Annotated in this window: 22 protein-coding genes; 2 read left to right on the top strand and 20 right to left on the bottom strand. The window is 38.5% G+C overall.

Going from position 1 to position 17,851, the window contains the following annotated elements:
* Positions 1-58 precede the first annotated feature (58 nt).
* The 14 genes from M1F14_RS10360 to M1F14_RS10295 form a co-directional block, all read right to left on the bottom strand.
* Positions 59-745 carry a hypothetical protein gene (locus M1F14_RS10360; protein ID WP_181468656.1) on the bottom strand — a complete coding sequence of 229 codons (687 nt, stop codon included), beginning with the start codon at positions 743-745 and terminating at the stop codon, positions 59-61.
* A gap of 147 nt (positions 746-892) precedes the next feature.
* On the bottom strand, positions 893-1,351 hold the full coding sequence (locus tag M1F14_RS10355) for a hypothetical protein (RefSeq protein ID WP_071548261.1): 459 nt from the start codon (positions 1,349-1,351) through the stop codon (positions 893-895).
* A gap of 51 nt (positions 1,352-1,402) precedes the next feature.
* Entirely contained in the window at positions 1,403-1,855 is a 453-nt protein-coding gene (locus tag M1F14_RS10350) for a phage tail fiber protein (protein ID WP_071548262.1), read from the bottom strand.
* A gap of 10 nt (positions 1,856-1,865) precedes the next feature.
* Positions 1,866-3,353: a DUF3383 domain-containing protein gene (locus M1F14_RS10345; RefSeq protein WP_181468657.1), complete on the bottom strand. Its 1,488-nt coding sequence runs from the start codon at positions 3,351-3,353 to the stop codon at positions 1,866-1,868.
* Positions 3,354-3,363: 10 nt separating this feature from the next.
* Positions 3,364-3,879, bottom strand: coding sequence for a phage gateway protein (locus M1F14_RS10340; RefSeq protein WP_166696615.1), 516 nt, complete (start codon positions 3,877-3,879; stop codon positions 3,364-3,366).
* A gap of 486 nt (positions 3,880-4,365) precedes the next feature.
* A complete protein-coding gene (locus M1F14_RS10335) occupies positions 4,366-4,821 on the bottom strand; it encodes a lysis system i-spanin subunit Rz (RefSeq protein WP_226619128.1) in 456 nt (151 codons plus the stop codon).
* Positions 4,822-4,853: 32 nt separating this feature from the next.
* Complete coding sequence (locus M1F14_RS10330; protein WP_181468659.1) at positions 4,854-5,015, bottom strand: hypothetical protein; 162 nt, start codon at positions 5,013-5,015, stop codon at positions 4,854-4,856.
* Complete coding sequence (locus tag M1F14_RS10325) at positions 4,997-5,467, bottom strand: lysozyme (RefSeq protein ID WP_181468660.1); 471 nt, start codon at positions 5,465-5,467, stop codon at positions 4,997-4,999. The genes M1F14_RS10330 and M1F14_RS10325 overlap by 19 nt, the downstream gene beginning before the upstream one ends.
* Positions 5,467-5,736: an HP1 family phage holin gene (locus tag M1F14_RS10320; protein ID WP_042844233.1), complete on the bottom strand. Its 270-nt coding sequence runs from the start codon at positions 5,734-5,736 to the stop codon at positions 5,467-5,469. The genes M1F14_RS10325 and M1F14_RS10320 overlap by 1 nt, the downstream gene beginning before the upstream one ends.
* Before the next feature lie 107 nt (positions 5,737-5,843).
* Positions 5,844-6,350 (bottom strand): hypothetical protein, encoded by a 507-nt coding sequence (locus tag M1F14_RS10315; protein WP_181468661.1) that lies wholly within the window; start codon positions 6,348-6,350, stop codon positions 5,844-5,846.
* Between the two features lie 320 nt (positions 6,351-6,670).
* Positions 6,671-7,177, bottom strand: a complete 507-nt coding sequence (locus M1F14_RS10310; protein ID WP_042844959.1) for a hypothetical protein — start codon at positions 7,175-7,177, stop codon at positions 6,671-6,673.
* A 250-nt stretch (positions 7,178-7,427) separates the two neighbouring features.
* A complete protein-coding gene (locus M1F14_RS10305) occupies positions 7,428-8,231 on the bottom strand; it encodes an antitermination protein (protein WP_048607795.1) in 804 nt (267 codons plus the stop codon).
* 11 nt (positions 8,232-8,242) lie between these two features.
* Entirely contained in the window at positions 8,243-8,704 is a 462-nt protein-coding gene (locus M1F14_RS10300; RefSeq protein WP_042844962.1) for a DUF1367 family protein, read from the bottom strand.
* A 393-nt stretch (positions 8,705-9,097) separates the two neighbouring features.
* Positions 9,098-9,268, bottom strand: a complete 171-nt coding sequence (locus tag M1F14_RS10295; protein ID WP_164975505.1) for a hypothetical protein — start codon at positions 9,266-9,268, stop codon at positions 9,098-9,100.
* Between the two features lie 455 nt (positions 9,269-9,723).
* Here M1F14_RS10295 and M1F14_RS10290 point away from each other — a divergent pair, with 455 nt between their 5' ends.
* Complete coding sequence (locus M1F14_RS10290; RefSeq protein ID WP_071548264.1) at positions 9,724-10,476, top strand: LexA family transcriptional regulator; 753 nt, start codon at positions 9,724-9,726, stop codon at positions 10,474-10,476.
* 957 nt (positions 10,477-11,433) lie between these two features.
* Here M1F14_RS10290 and M1F14_RS10285 read toward each other — a convergent pair.
* From M1F14_RS10285 to M1F14_RS10270, 4 genes are read right to left on the bottom strand one after another with little or no spacing between them, the layout of a single operon-like run.
* Positions 11,434-11,820 carry a hypothetical protein gene (locus tag M1F14_RS10285; protein WP_042844968.1) on the bottom strand — a complete coding sequence of 129 codons (387 nt, stop codon included), beginning with the start codon at positions 11,818-11,820 and terminating at the stop codon, positions 11,434-11,436.
* 42 nt (positions 11,821-11,862) lie between these two features.
* Positions 11,863-12,099 (bottom strand): hypothetical protein, encoded by a 237-nt coding sequence (locus M1F14_RS10280; protein WP_042844971.1) that lies wholly within the window; start codon positions 12,097-12,099, stop codon positions 11,863-11,865.
* An 11-nt stretch (positions 12,100-12,110) separates the two neighbouring features.
* Positions 12,111-12,899, bottom strand: coding sequence for a MipA/OmpV family protein (locus M1F14_RS10275; protein ID WP_071548266.1), 789 nt, complete (start codon positions 12,897-12,899; stop codon positions 12,111-12,113).
* A gap of 24 nt (positions 12,900-12,923) precedes the next feature.
* Complete coding sequence (locus M1F14_RS10270; RefSeq protein ID WP_129466191.1) at positions 12,924-13,802, bottom strand: HARLDQ motif MBL-fold protein; 879 nt, start codon at positions 13,800-13,802, stop codon at positions 12,924-12,926.
* A 79-nt stretch (positions 13,803-13,881) separates the two neighbouring features.
* On the opposite strand from M1F14_RS10270, the gene M1F14_RS10265 reads away from it, so the two are divergent.
* On the top strand, positions 13,882-14,796 hold the full coding sequence (locus tag M1F14_RS10265) for a LysR family transcriptional regulator (RefSeq protein ID WP_042844974.1): 915 nt from the start codon (positions 13,882-13,884) through the stop codon (positions 14,794-14,796).
* A gap of 124 nt (positions 14,797-14,920) precedes the next feature.
* On the opposite strand, the gene M1F14_RS10260 is transcribed toward M1F14_RS10265, so the two are convergent.
* The gene (locus M1F14_RS10260; protein WP_042844975.1) at positions 14,921-16,552 is read right to left on the bottom strand and encodes a sodium/sugar symporter; all 1,632 of its coding nucleotides are present in this window, start codon (positions 16,550-16,552) and stop codon (positions 14,921-14,923) included.
* 286 nt (positions 16,553-16,838) lie between these two features.
* Complete coding sequence (locus M1F14_RS10255; RefSeq protein ID WP_042844978.1) at positions 16,839-17,843, bottom strand: substrate-binding domain-containing protein; 1,005 nt, start codon at positions 17,841-17,843, stop codon at positions 16,839-16,841.
* Positions 17,844-17,851 lie beyond the last annotated feature (8 nt).

Raw genomic sequence — 17,851 nt, 5'->3', positions numbered from 1 at the left:
CCTTTTTTAGACATAAAAAAACCGCCTGAGAGGCGGTTTAAATTGTTATATATGGCAATTATTCCTTCAATTGTGTGAGCAGTTGTTCTAAATACTCTGCCTTCACTAAAACTGACGTAATCTTGCCACTTTCAATCATCGAATTAGAAACATCTGATAATCTGAGTTTAATCTCTTTGGCTTCAATTTTAACTCTGCCTATTGAGATCGGTGAATTTTTAGACTCTATACCGGTCATATATACACCGATTGCTGCAATGTTCGAAATGGGTTGTTTCCCTTTTTCCAAAACCAGCGTCATCGCAAGATTTAATTCGCCAGGAGAGGTTTTCTTTGCACTTGCTAATCTCTTTGCTGCATCATCGTCTAAAACAATACCTGCATAAGTAATTTTATTAGAGAAAACATAAATTTCAGTATCTACTGTTTTTGCTTCCCCAACAAAACTACCAATACCAACTGGTACAGAAAAACTAGCATAAGAATTAAACTTCTGCTTATAACATTCTTTAAATTCAACGGTTTTAAATATAGTGGGAAGCTTTTCCTTTATCTGGATTAAGCTCTTAGACTCTTTTCTCGAATCCTCAAAGTCATTACATGAAGGAACCTCTACATTAATATTTCCCTGCACTATTTTGTGATCTAAGGAAAGAAGATCGTCCGTATTAACTTTAGCTACCACATCCACTTTACAACCAGAAAGTAATACGATAGCCGCTAATACTGCAATAGACTTTTTCATATATTCACCAATAAGTTAATGACATATTAAGTAAAGCACACTATGGAGAACTTTAAAGTCATATCACTCATTTCTGTGATGTTGCTAAAGCTTCGTTATAACGATTCGTGATAGCAATTTCCCACAGATCCAGTGCTTCTTCTAAATCTACTGAGTTTTTGAGTTCGGTGAAGGTGGCGAGTCGCTCGCTGATGATGACGGCAAAGAAGCCATCAGCGTTTTTATAATCGACGGGAGTGAACCACTTACCTTGCTGAGTAGGTAATGGAGGAAACCTTGACTCCCGTCGTTGCCGAAAAAACTGGTGTTATATTTCAGCATTTCCAACTCTAGGCGGATCAACGACTCACCATCAGGTATATGGTTATCAATCAATGTTTGGGTTTTAAGCAGAATTTCCTCATCATCGATAACTACACACACATAAGCCATCATTTTTAACATGGCTTCTTTGCTGACCTCATAGTCACCAATTTTAGGGGCATTAGATAATGGGTATTTGGCTAGGATTTCACGACCAACCGTAGCAGGTAACCGACTAATCACAAAAATTTTTTCAACGCCATCAACATCTTTGATGGCCACTTCTTTAGGCTTTATTAACATGGTAAATACCGATAAAAAAGGCGGGATTCCCCGCCATAAATGGATGAAAAATTAACGTACGCGTGTACTGTCAAAATCCTGAAACACAAAGGTATAGGCTTTGGATTTCAAACGCCCTGCCGAGGCGGCTGAGTTGCCACGACTACCGTTCGTAATTTTGCCGTTACGCGCTGTCACCGTTGAACCATCACCATAAGATGCGACAAAAGTAATGACATCCCCTGCATGGCGACGACCTTTTTTGGCGATGTTGGCCTCGAACAAAATAGACAGGTTTTGGTCTTCTTCACTACCCGCTAATACGTTGATGGTGACCGTTTGTGGGGTCGGGGCAGACCAGCTCACCAAGTTGCCATTAATATCCATACCCGTTTGTGCAATATCCACCGCCGGTAAATCTAACGGGTCGGCATCATCCGCAAAAGAGGTAATTAAAATTCCCGCAGGAAAGGTTTTGCTCGCTTGAATAGTGAAACTCAAGCCTGTTGCAGAAATATCACTCATTATCAATTCCTTATACTAAGTTATGTGAGCCTTCGACTTTACGTACCCAATCACCTTTTCCGTAAATCAGCACGTATTTCATGACGTATTCAGGTAAACCATTTTCCCCTGTACTTTCAACAATCTGTGCGTTGTACCAATAACCTTTGTCCTGCACGTCATACCATGCAAGGTCATCCCCAGACGCATCAGCAATCGCCAATGTTTGTACTTCAGTCAGCGTTTTACCCGCTAAAATTGTGCCGTTATCCAATGCCTTAGTAACAGCCCCTGCAATAACCATCAGTGCACGAGCTTCACCATCTTTGTTGGCTGGTACACCGCGAGTCGCGAGTAACACACTAAACCATTGCTGCGCAATATAAGCTTTTAACCACTGCTCATTGGCATGCACACTCATATCCAGCGGGTTCGATGGCCCGCCACACAGAAAACCACGTTGATAAAAGCGAATCTGTGAACCAGCAACCGCGGTTTCACCGTAGTAGTTCACACGAAGCTTATCGTAGCGATCCGCATCTTTATCGGTAGTGACTTGGGCAGGAAACGCAATACTAAACTGGCGGAACATGTAATTTGTCGTCGCATTAGTGCGGTCGTAATCCGTTGCCGCCATAACTGCCATGGGTAGAGCTTGGATAAAGAAACTATCATCCGTTTTGAGGTTTAACCCAACAGAAGCCGTTCCCATCAAGGCTGCACTAAAATCTTCAACCTTATTTTTACTAACATTAAGGTGTAACTGGTACTTGACGTTTTCACCCGAAACATACTGAGCTAAAGCAACCGCTTGTTCTAATGGCATTTCGTCAAGGAATGTCGCGCTACCAAACGAATCTGAAACTTGCTCGGCAACAATGAAAGCCTCTAAAGGCGTTTGCGCGGGATTCCCCTCCGATGCCGTACCGGAAGAAAGCCCCATGGCTTCAGCCAGCGCAGAATACTCGACACTTATCGATGCACTTTCCTGAACACCGCCACTGAGTTCAAACGCGCTTTCCAGTGCATTAAACGTCAGATAGCTACTGGAAAACTGCGGTTCACTCTCAGCATTAAGCTTGCTTTGAATTGTAGACGCGATATCCGAATACGATTTTGCTTCTGATAAATCAATATCTTTATAGCTTTTAGTTACAGCCCCTATCGTGACCGATAGCGTGCCATCGGTAATGATTTTTAAATCCACTAATGCGGCCGCTTTTGCACCAAAGAGCGTAGGCGCACGCCCTACTGGCTCATAGGCGGCAATTTGTAATTCTTTGGGTTTACTGACTGGTGCAGGGCTGACATAGCTAAAATATTGCCGCGCAAAGTGAGCCTCTGGCGCATCAATACCTAATAGCTCATCGACTTGGCCACTGGTAAATTCCAATACTTTACCCGTAGGAATTTTCGGATTGGTGGAAAATAAACGTGCAGTCAGTTTGCGCATCGGAACAGCAGACGCACCAATGACCGCCGATGCAATATCAACGTATCGTGTTTGTTTAATTGGCATAGTAAAAACCTTATATGCGGTGGAGATTAGGATACAACGCACTAATGGCCGCTGTATCAGGGAAGAGAGAACGTTTAAACGTCACATTAAAATCAAATGAAATGGTTTGTTCATAGTCACCATGTTCGTTCACTATGTAAGGTTGGCGAATATCAGTTGCACGCTGCACACCAATGCCTTGCTTTCTCAATGCGGTGACAAAGGGAAGTGAATTGATGACCATTCGCACCATCGCGGCAATATCATTCGCTGTATACGACCCTAATTGAGTAATAACTGTCTGAACTTGGTATGTTTTTTCAGATAATAGGTTTTCTTGGTGATTGGCATTTTGCCCCTGAATATTGTAGTTGCGCCCCTGCCAACCATGACCTCTTTCATTAATAGAAAAGAACATCACCATATTGTCTTCACTGCCAGGCTTGATAGGTTGGAACCCCGCTTTTACAGGGATATCAAGCCCTATTTCTGTTAACTGCCGCACTAGCTGTTTGTAAATAGCACTATCAATATCATTGTCCGTCATCGTTACCGACCTCAATGCCAATGACCGATATCAAACCGCCCTGTTCATACCAGAGTGCATCACTGATTACAGCGTATTTTTATCGTTGAAAATAAGATAATTAGGTGATGTAGCGCACTGAATGCCTTTGGTATCGAGGGAAGTCTAAAATCGGCAATAAATTGAATATGAATCAACACCCATTGATTGGATATATGGGTTATCTATCGCTTGTTAGCTGCCACGAACTTCAATAGAAATGTGACGTGCCGCAACACGGTATCAATAACCAAATATTATTTGTCCTCCTCTGTAAAATTAACTGCCTGTCGCATCTGCTGCGTATCCCCCGTGGTTTAGCAGGTGATTTGTCTTGGCTGTACTGCCTGATACCGGCTTTTTCTATTGGACTATCCAAAGCCAGTGTGTTTAAAAATTTAACAGCAAGCTTTTTTTAAACATAAAAAACCTCGCTTTAGCATTTAATATATTGTTTTAAATCACTATTTAGTGATATTGAGCACACCCTAGTGTTACATAATCCTGTAACCCTTTAATAATTTGCTCTGACTGCGCAATTCGCTCTCTGAGTAACCAATAATTTCGGATAGCGGAGTCAGTAGGTCTGGCGGTTGTTCCATCATCCACGCGGGAGGTGGAATTGGTTTCGACTTTCGGACAACTGGCTCTGATGTACACCCGCTCAGGATTGCGCTCAGCAGCAATACGCAACTTATCAATTTCAGCATTTGCATTTGTTAGCTCTTGGATATGTTTAGTATCGAGTTTATGAAGCGCTTGAACGCGCTCTTGATAATCTTCATTGATTTTAACTTGCTCAGCTAGTTCAATGAGTAGCTTGGCATTCTTGGTGTTAAGTTCGCCTATCTTCTCGTACTGCTTCCACATTCCCCATATGGCCACCCATGCAGCGACAAATAACAATGCTCTGACTTTATTCATGACGGTTACCATAGAGAAGATTAAAAGTTAACTTATCGGCCCTTATAATGGTCGATAGCTTTTTGGCAACGCTTTTCTAAGCTGGCTTTATCAATGCCACAAGTGTTGCCTGTTAGACGATAAACACCGAACGCAATCATTGCTATCGCAAATAGCACAATGCAAATTGCAGCGGCTACAGGCTTCCATGACATATCACGGCCTCCGCTTCTCTGCGATTCACTAACCCACGCCATACCTTACCCCCCGCGTAAACCCATCTTTTTAGTTCTTCACAAGCACCGTATTGGTCACCTGCGTTAAGCTTTTTCAACATGGTCGACTTAGCAAATGCGCCAGTGCCAACATTAAAAGCAAATGAATAAAGCGCGGCTTTTGTATGCTCATCAACAGGGACTTTAACTAGGCGGTCTACCTGTAATTTGGTTCTCATAAAATCCAGCTCTAACAGCTCATTGCATTCTTCTTTGGTATAAGTTTTATTGGGAACAATATCTTTCCCTGTGTGCCCATAGCAGACCGTCAGTACACCAATAACATCCTCGTAGGGCTCATATCTAACCCCCTCATAATGCGCAATCACGGCTAAACCGATAGCCGAAGCCCCTGCACCAACAAGCACAGTGAGTTTTTGTTTGAGTGACATTAGATATCCTTAGGCGCTTTCGCCATAAGTTCGGCAGCTTTTCGTGCAGTGGCTGAGGGGTTTTGTGGGTCAGTTTTATTAACGAGTTCTTCAAATAAACGTGTTCGCTTTCGCTGCTCTCGTCGATTCATAAAAAAGGTAATAAGACCAAGAATAATGCTAAACGCCATCCCGATAATAAAGCCCCACTCATAAAGTGATAGACTTGCAAAGAATGCTGTAAGCCCAGCACTGCCGTAGGCTGCGTTGCTGTATTTATCCATACGCATGATTTCACCCCCTACGGAGTGCCTGAGGTTGAGTTAATAAAAAAGGCCACCTAAGTGACCTCGAAGAATTTAATAGAAAAGCAGCACACAATATACTAATTAAAATATTAGTTATACTCTGTCTCAATAATACCCGTTAAATTAAAGTCATAACTACCACCATTACCTTGTGTTTCTGCTAGCCTTATTAAACTAACTTCAACTGGGATTTCTGATGCTCCTGCTTTAGACTTAAACTCTAGTTTTTCATTGGGATTTAATATTTGACCATTTATTTTAGTTTTAACCCCAATATGGCTCGCTGTCGTTTGATATGCTGCACTAGAAAGTTTATGGGCAGCATCAGAAAAATAAACTTTAACATTAACATCCTGCATACATTGATAACTTACTCTGACAAACTCGGCTTGCGTTTCGTATCCAATATTTACATATGTTGGAATGGTATCAAAACATAAATTAAAGCTCGACTCGCTTGTCAAATTACACGGAGGAACAACCTCTTCAAAAGAACCGTGAATGTGAAATTGTAACGGTGGATTTGCAGCAAAGCTTGAAAATGAGCAAGAAAAGATAGTGATAGCCATTATTTTTTTAAATTTGAAAATACTCACAATAAAAACATCCTTTTTTAAATAAACAAGAAAGGAAATTATTACATTTAATAAATTAAAAGGCATGAATCTTAATATCAATTAAAAACTAACTATTAGAATAAAAAATTTAACCCACTCAATTTTAGCTTAATTTAAGAATTGCTATTTTATCCATAAAAAATTAACTAGAAATTAGCTTTTTACTATAGACAAAAAAAGCCGCACTAGGCGACCTCTTGAATATAAGCTATCCACAAGGCTAGATCACTGAACTTGTAAGGGTTACCTTACATATTAGTCGGTTAAACATAGAAAATGGCATCACTGTCCCCTTTAAATTATGAAGTTTCATTTAAATGTTTTTTAATTTCTAGTGAACACTGCTTAGTGTTATTAACTTCAACTATCTTATGCATAACAGCTGGGTTTGAATCAAAAAAAACATTTAATTGGTTATCAAATCGCTTTGCAAAGCGAAGTAATTCAATGGTATTTAGAATCGTTTCCTTATGTCTTGTTTTTGTTATTTTTGCAAGTAGGTAACGCTTTATTATTCTTAACACACATATCCGATATGGGATCTTCAATCTAATAATCAAAGAGCAGTCTTCAAAGAATGGGAGCATCCGACGATCATACGCGCCTTCAACTATCCAATCTCTTTCCGATTTTATGGCAGAAACAAGTGAATTAATTATCTCAGGAGTATTTTTAATATATTCTCCACTCCTTTTATTCCAATATATATCATCATACGCATAAGTAGGGACATTCAGTTCAATGGCTAATTTTTTAGCTAACGTTGTTTTCCCTGCGCCAGAAATGCCTATAATGCAGACTTTCACTTAAAACCTCACTTATCGTGCTAAACCACAGAAGATCACAAAATAAAACCCTGCCGAAGTGAGGTTCTACTCTTAAGAAAACGAAACACTTGTTGAGGTTTTTAGATATAAAAAAACCCCGCAATCGCGAGGTTTTGAATTGGTAAAATGAGACATCGATTTACTTAATTAGGTATAGAATGTCCATTGTGGAAAAATAATAAACCAGCTTCGGACAAAATGCAAGCTTTTTACTGTTTATTTGATCAGTTTATTTTATCGCTTTGCTAAACGCCTGCTCTGCAATACTTTCCTCAATGAAACATTTGCTGGCCAATGTTTCATAAAACGGTTTCCAATTTCGGCGCCATGTTCTTTCGTTAAGCTCTGGTACCAAGTGCTTTATTGCATTATATGCGACAGATGAGGGAACGCGCTTAAAACCGAGGCCTGCACACCGTGGGCAATCTTTGAATACTGGGACGCCCTGTCGTTCTGTTTGTGCTTCATCCAGTACTTTCCCCCGCCCCTTGCATCGACAGCGCTGTGTTAACTGGCCTTTTCCCTTACATGACTGGCAAATCACTTTTTCAGTTTCCACGATCTCACGCTCAGTATTTGTATATCGTTTGGGCTTGTCCTTGGTAAAGGAGGAAAAGACAGCGTCTCTTGTTGAATATTTTGTTGTAGTGACTTGTTTATCAATCATCCCTTTGCCGCTACAGGTTGAACATGGGAAAACGGAACCTGCCGAACGAGCGTAGTCCTCAAATGCGATTTTGGCCAATATGATTAAACAATGACCTAGTTTTTTACCTGCAGCTTTTGCTACCAGCTTTGGGGTCTGTTTTTTCGCATATTGCGTCAAGGCTTCTATGGTAGAAATTTTATCCTCTTCGCTGACATCATTTTTAGCGAGAAAAGCCGTCATGCCAAACTTAGCCTGAGGATCAATCATCCCCATAGCAGCTATGATATCCGTTCCAGTTAAACGGTCGGGTGATGTACTGCTCGCAGTATCGCTAAATATCGGTGATTTGGGGTGAAAGTTTTTCAGTGCATTTTCGAGTTTCATTGGTCTTGCCTCTAAATAAAATCTAATAACTGAGCTGCCACATTTTCAGCAACCTGCTGGGTGGGAATTTTACGAAATAAAATACAGTTCCAAAGTACATCGAGGGTGGCTTTGTAGAGTTCACCAAAAGCTAGGTCGTTCATTTTGGTAAAACTGATTAATTGGGTGATACGGCGTAGGCTGCCATCAGACATTTCAAAGGTTTCATAATGGCCCAATTGTTCTACTAACCAATAACGGAGAGCATTAAAGAATTTATCAATTGGAGTATTGTCGCCAATTGGCTGCCAATATTTATCCCCTAAATTGAGTATTGCGGAGTAGTTGCGATGGCGTCGTGAATCGCGGTCTTTCTTGAAATCAGCCGAAAGCACACCACCACACTTGATTTTGACGTGCATGAATTCCCTTGCTGGGCGGGAAGCCGAAACAAGAGAGCCGTTAGATATTTTGATAAAGCTATACTGTGCCATACTTTTTCTCTCAGTAGACACAGCGAGTATTTAGATTGGGTGTTCAAACCAATAAATGGATTATACACAAAACACTGTTTAAATAAACAGTGTTTTGTGTGTTTAACCTACCTATTCCACAGTCGTCTATGATAACAACTTAGATATCCTATTGTTTCGTTTAGAGCCGAATAGCATCACAGTATGTCATCCATTCGAATCAAATTCGCATTCTTACAAGGCTCTCTACTGGCTCTACGTAATGCACAATTTCTTTGAAGCATTTTTACCCCCCTGCTTACCAAGAAATAACTCAGCCTCAGTAATGCCTGATTCTTTTTGCCGCTTACGTTATTCAGCTTTACGTTCTGTTACTGTTTTTTGTCATTGGCCTGCCACTTCATCTTAGTTTGGTTAATGCACTGAGCAATAACGCTCGATAGATAGCTCATCGACTCGAGCGCCACCAAGATTTGCCCAAAATACGATTGTTGAAAGTACATCTTTTTCGCTTGTTGCGACAAAAAGAGTTATGAAAGATTCTTGGTTCCATAAACCACTTGCTTTATAAACCGATTTTTTCATTTTCACTCCAACTAACGACATCTAATAACCTTATGACAAGACGGCCTTATATCCGTTATAAAATATATAACCATATGATGGGAGCGATTTTCTTTTTTCCAAGTGCATATATTTCAACTTTTAAGCGATGTATTAAATGATTAAAAGATAAATCAAATCACTTCGGGTTATAAAGAAAGTGGTCTAATAACCCGCTTGTTTTTGATGCCCAGCCAATGCCTTTACAACATTTTGGAATGGAGTTACCTTTGATGACTTAGCTGATATAGCCCTGTATCACGCCAATGGTTTGAGCAAATTCAGACTGATTAAGTTACTGTTATTTTTTAGGTAAATATTTAATCTTATTTGTTAGCTCCTTTTTTACTTAACGATTCAACATTAGCAGTACTAATGACGAAAAATAATAGCAATACTAGTGGCATAATATTAGCAATACAAATAAAATAGATGATATGAATAGAAAAATTTCAGAATCAGACAAAATAGCAGCCCAAAATTTACGTAATATCTGGGAAAGCAAACGTGAATCTCTCAGCTTAACTCAAGAAAAAGCAGCTGAGGCACTTGGCTTTTCTACGCAAGGAGCCGTCAGCCAGTATCTCAATGGCCGTACTGCGTTAAATACAGATACCACATTAAAATTTGCCGCTTTACTTCGTGTTAAGCCTGAAGATATCAACCCCGAATTAAAAATTTTACTCGATTACGTCAGGTCAACAAATAGAAGTGAAGATACCACTCACCCACAACAATCGATTAGAAGCGATCACAACACATTGAGATTAATGGATATATATGCAAAAGCAGGTCCCGGTGGTTTTATTAATAATGACTTCCCTGACACCATAAAATCAATAGAATTCTCTTCCGAAAAAATTTTTGAGTTATTTGGTCGTAAAAGTCTTAAAGGAATTGAGATGATTAATATCAGCGGCGATAGCATGTCTCCGGCAATTAATCCTAGGGATGTTGTTTTCGTTGATACACACAGTGACTTTTTTGATGGGGATGGCGTCTATGTATTTAGTTTTGAAAGCTCCCTATTCATAAAACGATTACAGCGAGTTAAAGGCCGGAAGCTTGCGGTCAAATCTGATAATCCTGCCTATGAAACTTTTTATATTGAAGAAGCTGAGATGCATGATTTACGCGTAATAGGTAAAGTCATAAAGTCTCTTCCAATAAAAATGGTTGATTTTGCTTAACCAAAACAATCAATTAAATACTATCGCTAATATTTTCGGTTTTTTATCGCCCAGAGAAATTAGCAATGCTATTGAATGATAAAAATATCGATGCTAATATTATTTCTACTAATACAAACACAGCAAGTATTTAGATAAGTGTTCAAACCTAAAAATCAGCCTACCTAGGGAAAAGAGTTAGGCTAACGTAAGAGGCAAGACCAGCCAGTTAGGGCTGACAAGCGTTGATTGATAGGCGTAAAAAAACCCACCTAAATGGGTTTCTTTACCTCGGGTCGCCGACCAAAGCTAACCGAGTATTCTGCTAGCGCGACCAAACGCTAGAAGAGGCAAGACCAATGATAAATCACTGATCAACTTTATTTTAAAGGAGCCGCAATAAAAGCACAACCTAAACGGTCTATGCCCACGCTCTATATGGTGAATTTTAAATTTCATCGGTTTAGGGTAACATTTTAATTGCGTTAGAAAACGTTAGGATATATAGCAAGGATAATGAAAAATAGATTGATAAATGGTACAGTTATTACTGCTTATAGCCCTAGATATTCCCCCTCATCAACTAAATAAACTTGTGTTAAATACCACCTGTTACCCTTAAAATTAAATGATATTCATAAATAGATGAGCAACTTTCTGGCTCGATATATTACATAGTAACAATAATAGATAGCCCTATTGTCTATAATCAAAGCCTATAGGTAAGAAAAAGCCTTTGCAATTAGGCCGTTATGCAGGTTAGTTTTACTCCACCCAAATAAAAAAACGCACTTACCGTGTCATTTCATTGATATATAGTTACCTAAAACATGGTTGATAAGGGGTATCACTGATGCGCAACAAGTACATTAAGTAAAATTTATCAACATGCACAGAGAGATAATAGCCCCTTACTTAAGGTAAATAAGCATTCTTTTCTATATCGATACTTTTCCTACTGATAACCGCTTAACCCTATTATCTTTTTCTATTTTGACAAATGACTATAGATAAAAAATCTATAATATCAAATTTAAAGAAATAATTCCTTATGAAAATAGGCGTAACCCTATCTATAAAGTCGCCATGGCTTATATATAAACTTTCATTAATAAGTACTGCACGCAATTGTTTTCGTTTATTCCAATCAACATCGGATTGCACAGTGATTGTCACCCTATTTTCTTTATCATTTAATGTTGAAAGAGTGATTTTTATTTCTCTTTTTTCTTTATCACATCCATATATTACTCCCAACTTAGGGTATAAGTCATAGTTTATATTTTCAAACAAACCGCTGCTATTTAACTCTCTTAAAAACTTACTAAAAATAATAATCATAGTTATCCAATAAAAAGGTGCCATCAGTTAGCACCATAAATTACAATATAGAATATAAAGTTAAATTTAATAGCTATGTGAATAGTTTTTGTATCTATACCCTTGAGACTTCATACATTCAGCGATGAGTTCTGGCCTTTCATTTGAACTCACTAAAGCAATACCAATATCATATTTACATTTTGCCAAGACATTTTCAGAGTCTTCATAATTTACACCTTCTTTATACCAGCCTGGGCCTACAACACATCCACATAATAAAAACACTGATGCATATATAGTATATTTAATATTTATTTTCATTTGCATGTTCTTTAAAATGTATATGAGAGACCAATTATATTGACTAGCCCATATTTTTGTTTTGTAATTGGGCTATCAGCCGCATCACCAAATAGATAATAACCTCCAGATTTTAAATTAAGGAAAAAATTCTCACTCAACCTATAGTTCAACCCGATTAGAATACCTGCATCTTTAATACCTGCTTTGGGGGTATATACAGCGTAATCCGTCTTAAGAGACTGCTTTTCAGTCACGCCGAAGTAAGCTTGGTTATAATTTTTATTTACGTATCTTGTGGATATATTGGTATCAATAAACCAGTCATCATTTAATTCAAAATGCGAGTTAACCCCAAACTCAACCCTTGTTGCATTATCAACATCTACCCCGCCATAATCCCTATGTCCAAGTGCCGTCAATGAATTAATATAGATAGAATGCTCTTCTATACTATAACTCACTTCAAAACCCGCAGCTATAGCACCTTTAAGGTCTTCCATTCCCTTTAAGTCTTTATTTTTACTACCAGAAAAACCAATTTCCTCTTTTCGACCTTGCATATAAGCGCCAAGAACACCTATATGAAAATTATCAAACAGACTATATTGCCACTTTGCACCACTAGTGCCCAAACTAAATATACCAAAACTGTTTGTATCTACTGTGTATTGGATCGTCGCATCCGGTATTAAAATATATTTATCAGACCCTTCATAGGGTGATGACATTCCAACACCTGCACCTAATATTAATTCATCGGCAAAAGAATTAGTGCATAAAATAGCACCCAACATTGGGACTAAATATTTAACTGTCATGATTTTCACTCTTTATTTACAGGATTATAAATGTAATTGGCTTATTAAAGACATTTTGGATTTTTCAACATAACGTTTAAGGCCATTTTCATCATAAAATGCCTTATCATTTCCATTATTTAATTCTTTAAGTTTATCTATAAGGTCAAACTTATCTCCCTTACTTGCAATAAATATATCTACCTTTTGATCATACAAAACCTGATAGCTATACTGGAGGTCTTCAATAATTTCTGGATAATTCAGATTATTAATTAAATAATAGCCAGGAGTTGCTAGGCTATCTGCATATATCAGTGTGTCATTATTATTTAGTTTTATCTTCCATGACGTACTTCCCGGTAAATGCCCTGGCGTTAATAATATAGTAAAAGTTACACCATCAAGACTAAATGATTCATTATCATTTAAGAGTAAATCTGTTTTAACTGAAGGAAATAATAATGCATCACCTAATGCAAAATCATCTGCACCACCTAAAGCCAATTGCTCAGCATTGAGTTTATTCGAAACGACCTTTGCACCACTTATTTTTTTTAATTTAGCTATCCCACCCGCCTGATCCAACCTAGCATGGCTGTTCAAAATATATTTGATATCCCTAATATTAAACCCTAGTTTTTCAATATTACTTTGAATTAACTCTGCGCTTTCATTTAAGCCCGCATCAATGAGTACATGACCTTTATTTGTTGTGATCAATATAGACGTTAAATTTGTCGTTCCAACATACCAAACTTGAGGAGCTATTTTGAAAGGTGCAATAGGCTTTGCCCATTCCATAAAGACACTTTTAGGTGGAGCGACAGATAATGGTTGCTCAGGATGTAATGAAGCATAAGCCATAGGTTGCACGACTAACCCTTGCATGCAGAGCAATACTATTAATTTTAACTGTTTCATGAATACCGTTACTTGTTTATCATCGAAACAAGATGATAGTATAAGTAAATTGAATTCTGCTCATTAATATTGGTACAAAATGAACCTAGCTCAATTTGATTTTAATCTTCTCAAAGTTCTCTATGCATTACTTTTAACAGGAAGTACCAAGGAAGCAGCTTCTAAACTGGGTATTTCATCTTCCGCGGTCAGCCACGCATTGAGTCGGCTACGCTCAGCGTTGGGTGACCCGTTATTTAAACGAGAAAATAATCTTCAAGTTCCAACCCCATTTGCTTTAACACTTAAAGCGAAACTCGTTCCCCTTTTTATTTCCTTGAATGATGATTTATTTACAGATTCCATTGATGGCTCAAGAAGTTTCAAAATTGTCTGCCCCCCAGCATTGATGGATATTATGACCTCTCCTTTATCAGAACTGTCTTTCAAGTTAGATTTTTACGCGGAATGTATTCCATACCAAAGGCGGTCTTGGCGTGAAGAAGTGCTTGATGGCACCATTGATTTAGTCTTTGCTGTCGGTGGAGATCAAAGCCCTGTATCGTCGCTAAAATTTGAAACTATAGGTATTAGCCGATTAGTCATTATCTACGGAGCGCCATTAAGACCAGCTTTAGAGCACGTTAAAGAATTAAGCCTTGAACAACTCGTATCTTATAAACATGTCTATTGTTTACCTTGGCCCCAAGATGACAACGAACTAGATAGGCAATTACGTCGAAGAGGTTTATTTAGAACTATTGGCTTTAAATGCCCAGAATATTCGCAAGTGATATCAGCAATAAATAGCAGCCCATATTTAGCGATTGTGCCAGAACCTTGGCTAGAAAATCAGTCACTAAAACATACCATTTACCAAACGAAGCTTACTGATAGCCTTGCCATTGGTAATTTATTTATGATGCACAGAAAATCAATGCAACCTTGGAAGAAAAAAATTGTTGCGTCACTTAAATCCAAAATAGAATCGTATTATAAGACGACTAATTTATAACGATATCAGAGCATCTGTTAATAAAAGTATATAAAATCGCTATCCAAGCGAGTAAAAATAAGTAAGGCGGGAATATCCCGCCTTTTGTTATCATTTTAATGGTGAGTTTAATAATGCTATGGCGTTACCAGAAAAGTGCGTATAAAACACACAAAACAACCATAATAACGTAAGCGGAAATATTGAAACCTGTTGACGTTTTAAAGGTCTCGGAAGTTAAAATAATAGCGCCATCACAATCATCCCCTTTTGCCGTTGTAAGGCTAATCAACCCGATCACTACAGCAGTAAAGAAGAAGGTGTACATCATTTGATCAAGGAAAGGCATACCTAATGGCATTAATTTCAAGAATAAAGCAAATGGAATAGACAATAATACCCCGATGATCGCGCCTTTCGCATTTGTTTTCTTCCAGAATAAACCTAACAAGAATACCGCTAAGATCCCAGGACTCACTAAGCCTGTATATTCCTGTATATATTGGAAAGCTTGCCCGATATTACCCAGTAATGGTGCAATAAAGCAGGCGATGATCAATGCAACAACCGCACTGACTCGGCCAACATTAACCAATTTATGGTCCGTTGTTGCAGGTGCAATATATTCTTTATAGATATCCATGGTGAAGATAGTTGCTACAGAGTTCAACATAGAAGCTAAAGACGATACGATAGCGGCTGCTAATGCTGCGAATACCACCCCTTTCGCGCCTACAGGCAAGAACTGGGTTAGCCACGGATAAGCTTTATCCGCTTGCGCTAATGTCGGTATATGTTCTTGTGCCATAGTCCCCAAACCAGCAAGCAATGCAGGGTCTGAAACTATCACAAAAGCAGCGATACCAGGCACAACAACTAAAATCGGTACAATAAGTTTTAGAAACGCAGCAAATACTAACCCTTTTTGAGCTTCATTGATGGATTTAGCGGCTAATGCACGCTGAATGATATATTGGTTAAAGCCCCAATAGTATAAGTTGGCAACCCATAAGCCACCGATTAACACGGCTATCCCCGGTAAATTACTAAACTGAGGGTTATCTTGGCTTAGGATCATTTCAAAATGAGTAGGCGCTTCGCTTGCCATACGGCTCATTCCAGCAAACAAACCGGCGTCCCCACCAATATAACTCACAGCCATAATTGTCGTTAACAAGCCACCTAAAATCAGGAAGAATACTTGCACGACATCGGTCCATGCTACTGCGGATAAGCCACCATAGAGGGAGTAAATTACCGCAAATAATGCTAAACCAAAAATAGCATAATTCATTGGTATACCTAGGATTGTTTGTAACGCTAACGCACCTAAATATAGGACTGAGGTTAAGTTAACAAAGATAAATAATGCTAGCCAGAATACCGCTAAAATGGTTTTTAATGTTTTATTAAAGCGTTTTTCAACAAATTCAGGAATAGTATAAATACCTTTATCAATAAACACAGGCATAAAATACTTAGCGACAATAATCAAGGTAAGTGCCGCCATCCATTCGTAGGATGCAATTGCCAGACCAATCGAAAAGCCTGATCCAGACATGCCGATAAATTGTTCTGCGGATATATTTGCTGCAATTAATGATGAACCGATAGCCCACCAAGGCAATGTTTTACCTGCCAAAAAATAATCTTTAGTTCCTTTTTTTTGCCCATTTTTATCTCGTGATACCCAGAGCCCAACACTAATAATAACAAGCACGTACAGGATGAAGATCCCGTAGTCTAAAGTGCTTAGTCCAACCCCTTCTGTCTGCATAATAAAATTCCTTCGCCAAATGATAACGAAGTTAGTGTAAACGTTACCACAAATAATCACCGTTACTTAAATCACATATTTTCACAATATTCTTAAGAATATTCACTGAATTAGCTAAACGTTAGATTTAAACCTAAAAATCGCGTCATAAAGGGCATAAATAACAGAGAAAATCTGAAAGTCAGCAGGCTAAAATCTAAAATACGTGATGACCATCAAAAATAAATGATAACGTTTACATAAAAAGTGAATGAGTGCTCAATTCATGGCTCTAATGGCATTACCACTAAGAATGCAATGGTCGAACGGAATTGCGCTGAACTAAGGTCGGGGAGTAAATTAAGCTATCCCCTAAGATTTTTTCACCCCGAGCTAAAGAGAGGGCTAATTGCGTTGCTTTTTCAGCCATCATTTGAATAGGATAACGTACAGTGGTTAAACGCGGGTGAATATACCGAGCAATCAAAACATCATCAAAACCAATTACTGAAACCTGTTCTGGTGAGTGAATTTCATTTTCATCCAATACGGCAATCGCCCCTGCTGCCATAAAATCGTTATAGCCAACCACGGCGGTGATCTCCAATGACTTGGTTAGCAAATTAGTCATTGCTTGTTCCCCGCCTTCACCGTAAGGGACACCATATTCGACATAACTTTCTGAAAGAATAATACCATTATTTTTTAACGCATCGCGATAGCCCATTAAGCGCTGCACCGCATCCTCAATTTGATGATTTGAAGAAATATAAGCGATTTTAGTATGCCCATGACGAATTAGATGTTCAGTCGCTAAATATGCCCCTTTATAGTTATTTAATGAAATACAACGGTGAGCGATTTCATCAATATGCCGATTAATCAGCACCATACTCGGAACTTCTTTCGCGTATCCAATCAGTTCATCATCCGAAAGGGCTTTTGAATGAATAATCAATGCATCACAGCGGTTATTGATCAATAACTCAATAGATTGGCGCTCTTCTTTGGCATTATGATAACCATTGCAAATCAAAATATGTTTGCCATTTCGATGAGCAACGCCATCAACGGCTTTAACCATTACCCCAAAAAATGGGTCGGATACATCATTAACCAGTACACCTATTGTATTAGAACTTTGGTTCACTAATGCACGAGCAGCAGCATTTGGCCGGTAACCCAACTTATTCATTGCACTTTTTACTGATGCAATAGAAGCTTGACTCGCTTTCGGCGATTGGTTGATCACCCGTGAAACCGTTGCAACAGAAACGCCGGCTTCTTTTGCTACATCTTTGATTGTCGCCATCGTATACC

It is taken from the genome of Providencia sp. PROV003, assembly GCF_045040775.1.
Classification (GTDB): Bacteria; Pseudomonadota; Gammaproteobacteria; order Enterobacterales; family Enterobacteriaceae; genus Providencia; species Providencia huashanensis.
Note: the sequence above shows the minus strand (reverse complement) of the source record. Positions and strands in the feature narration are given on the sequence as shown.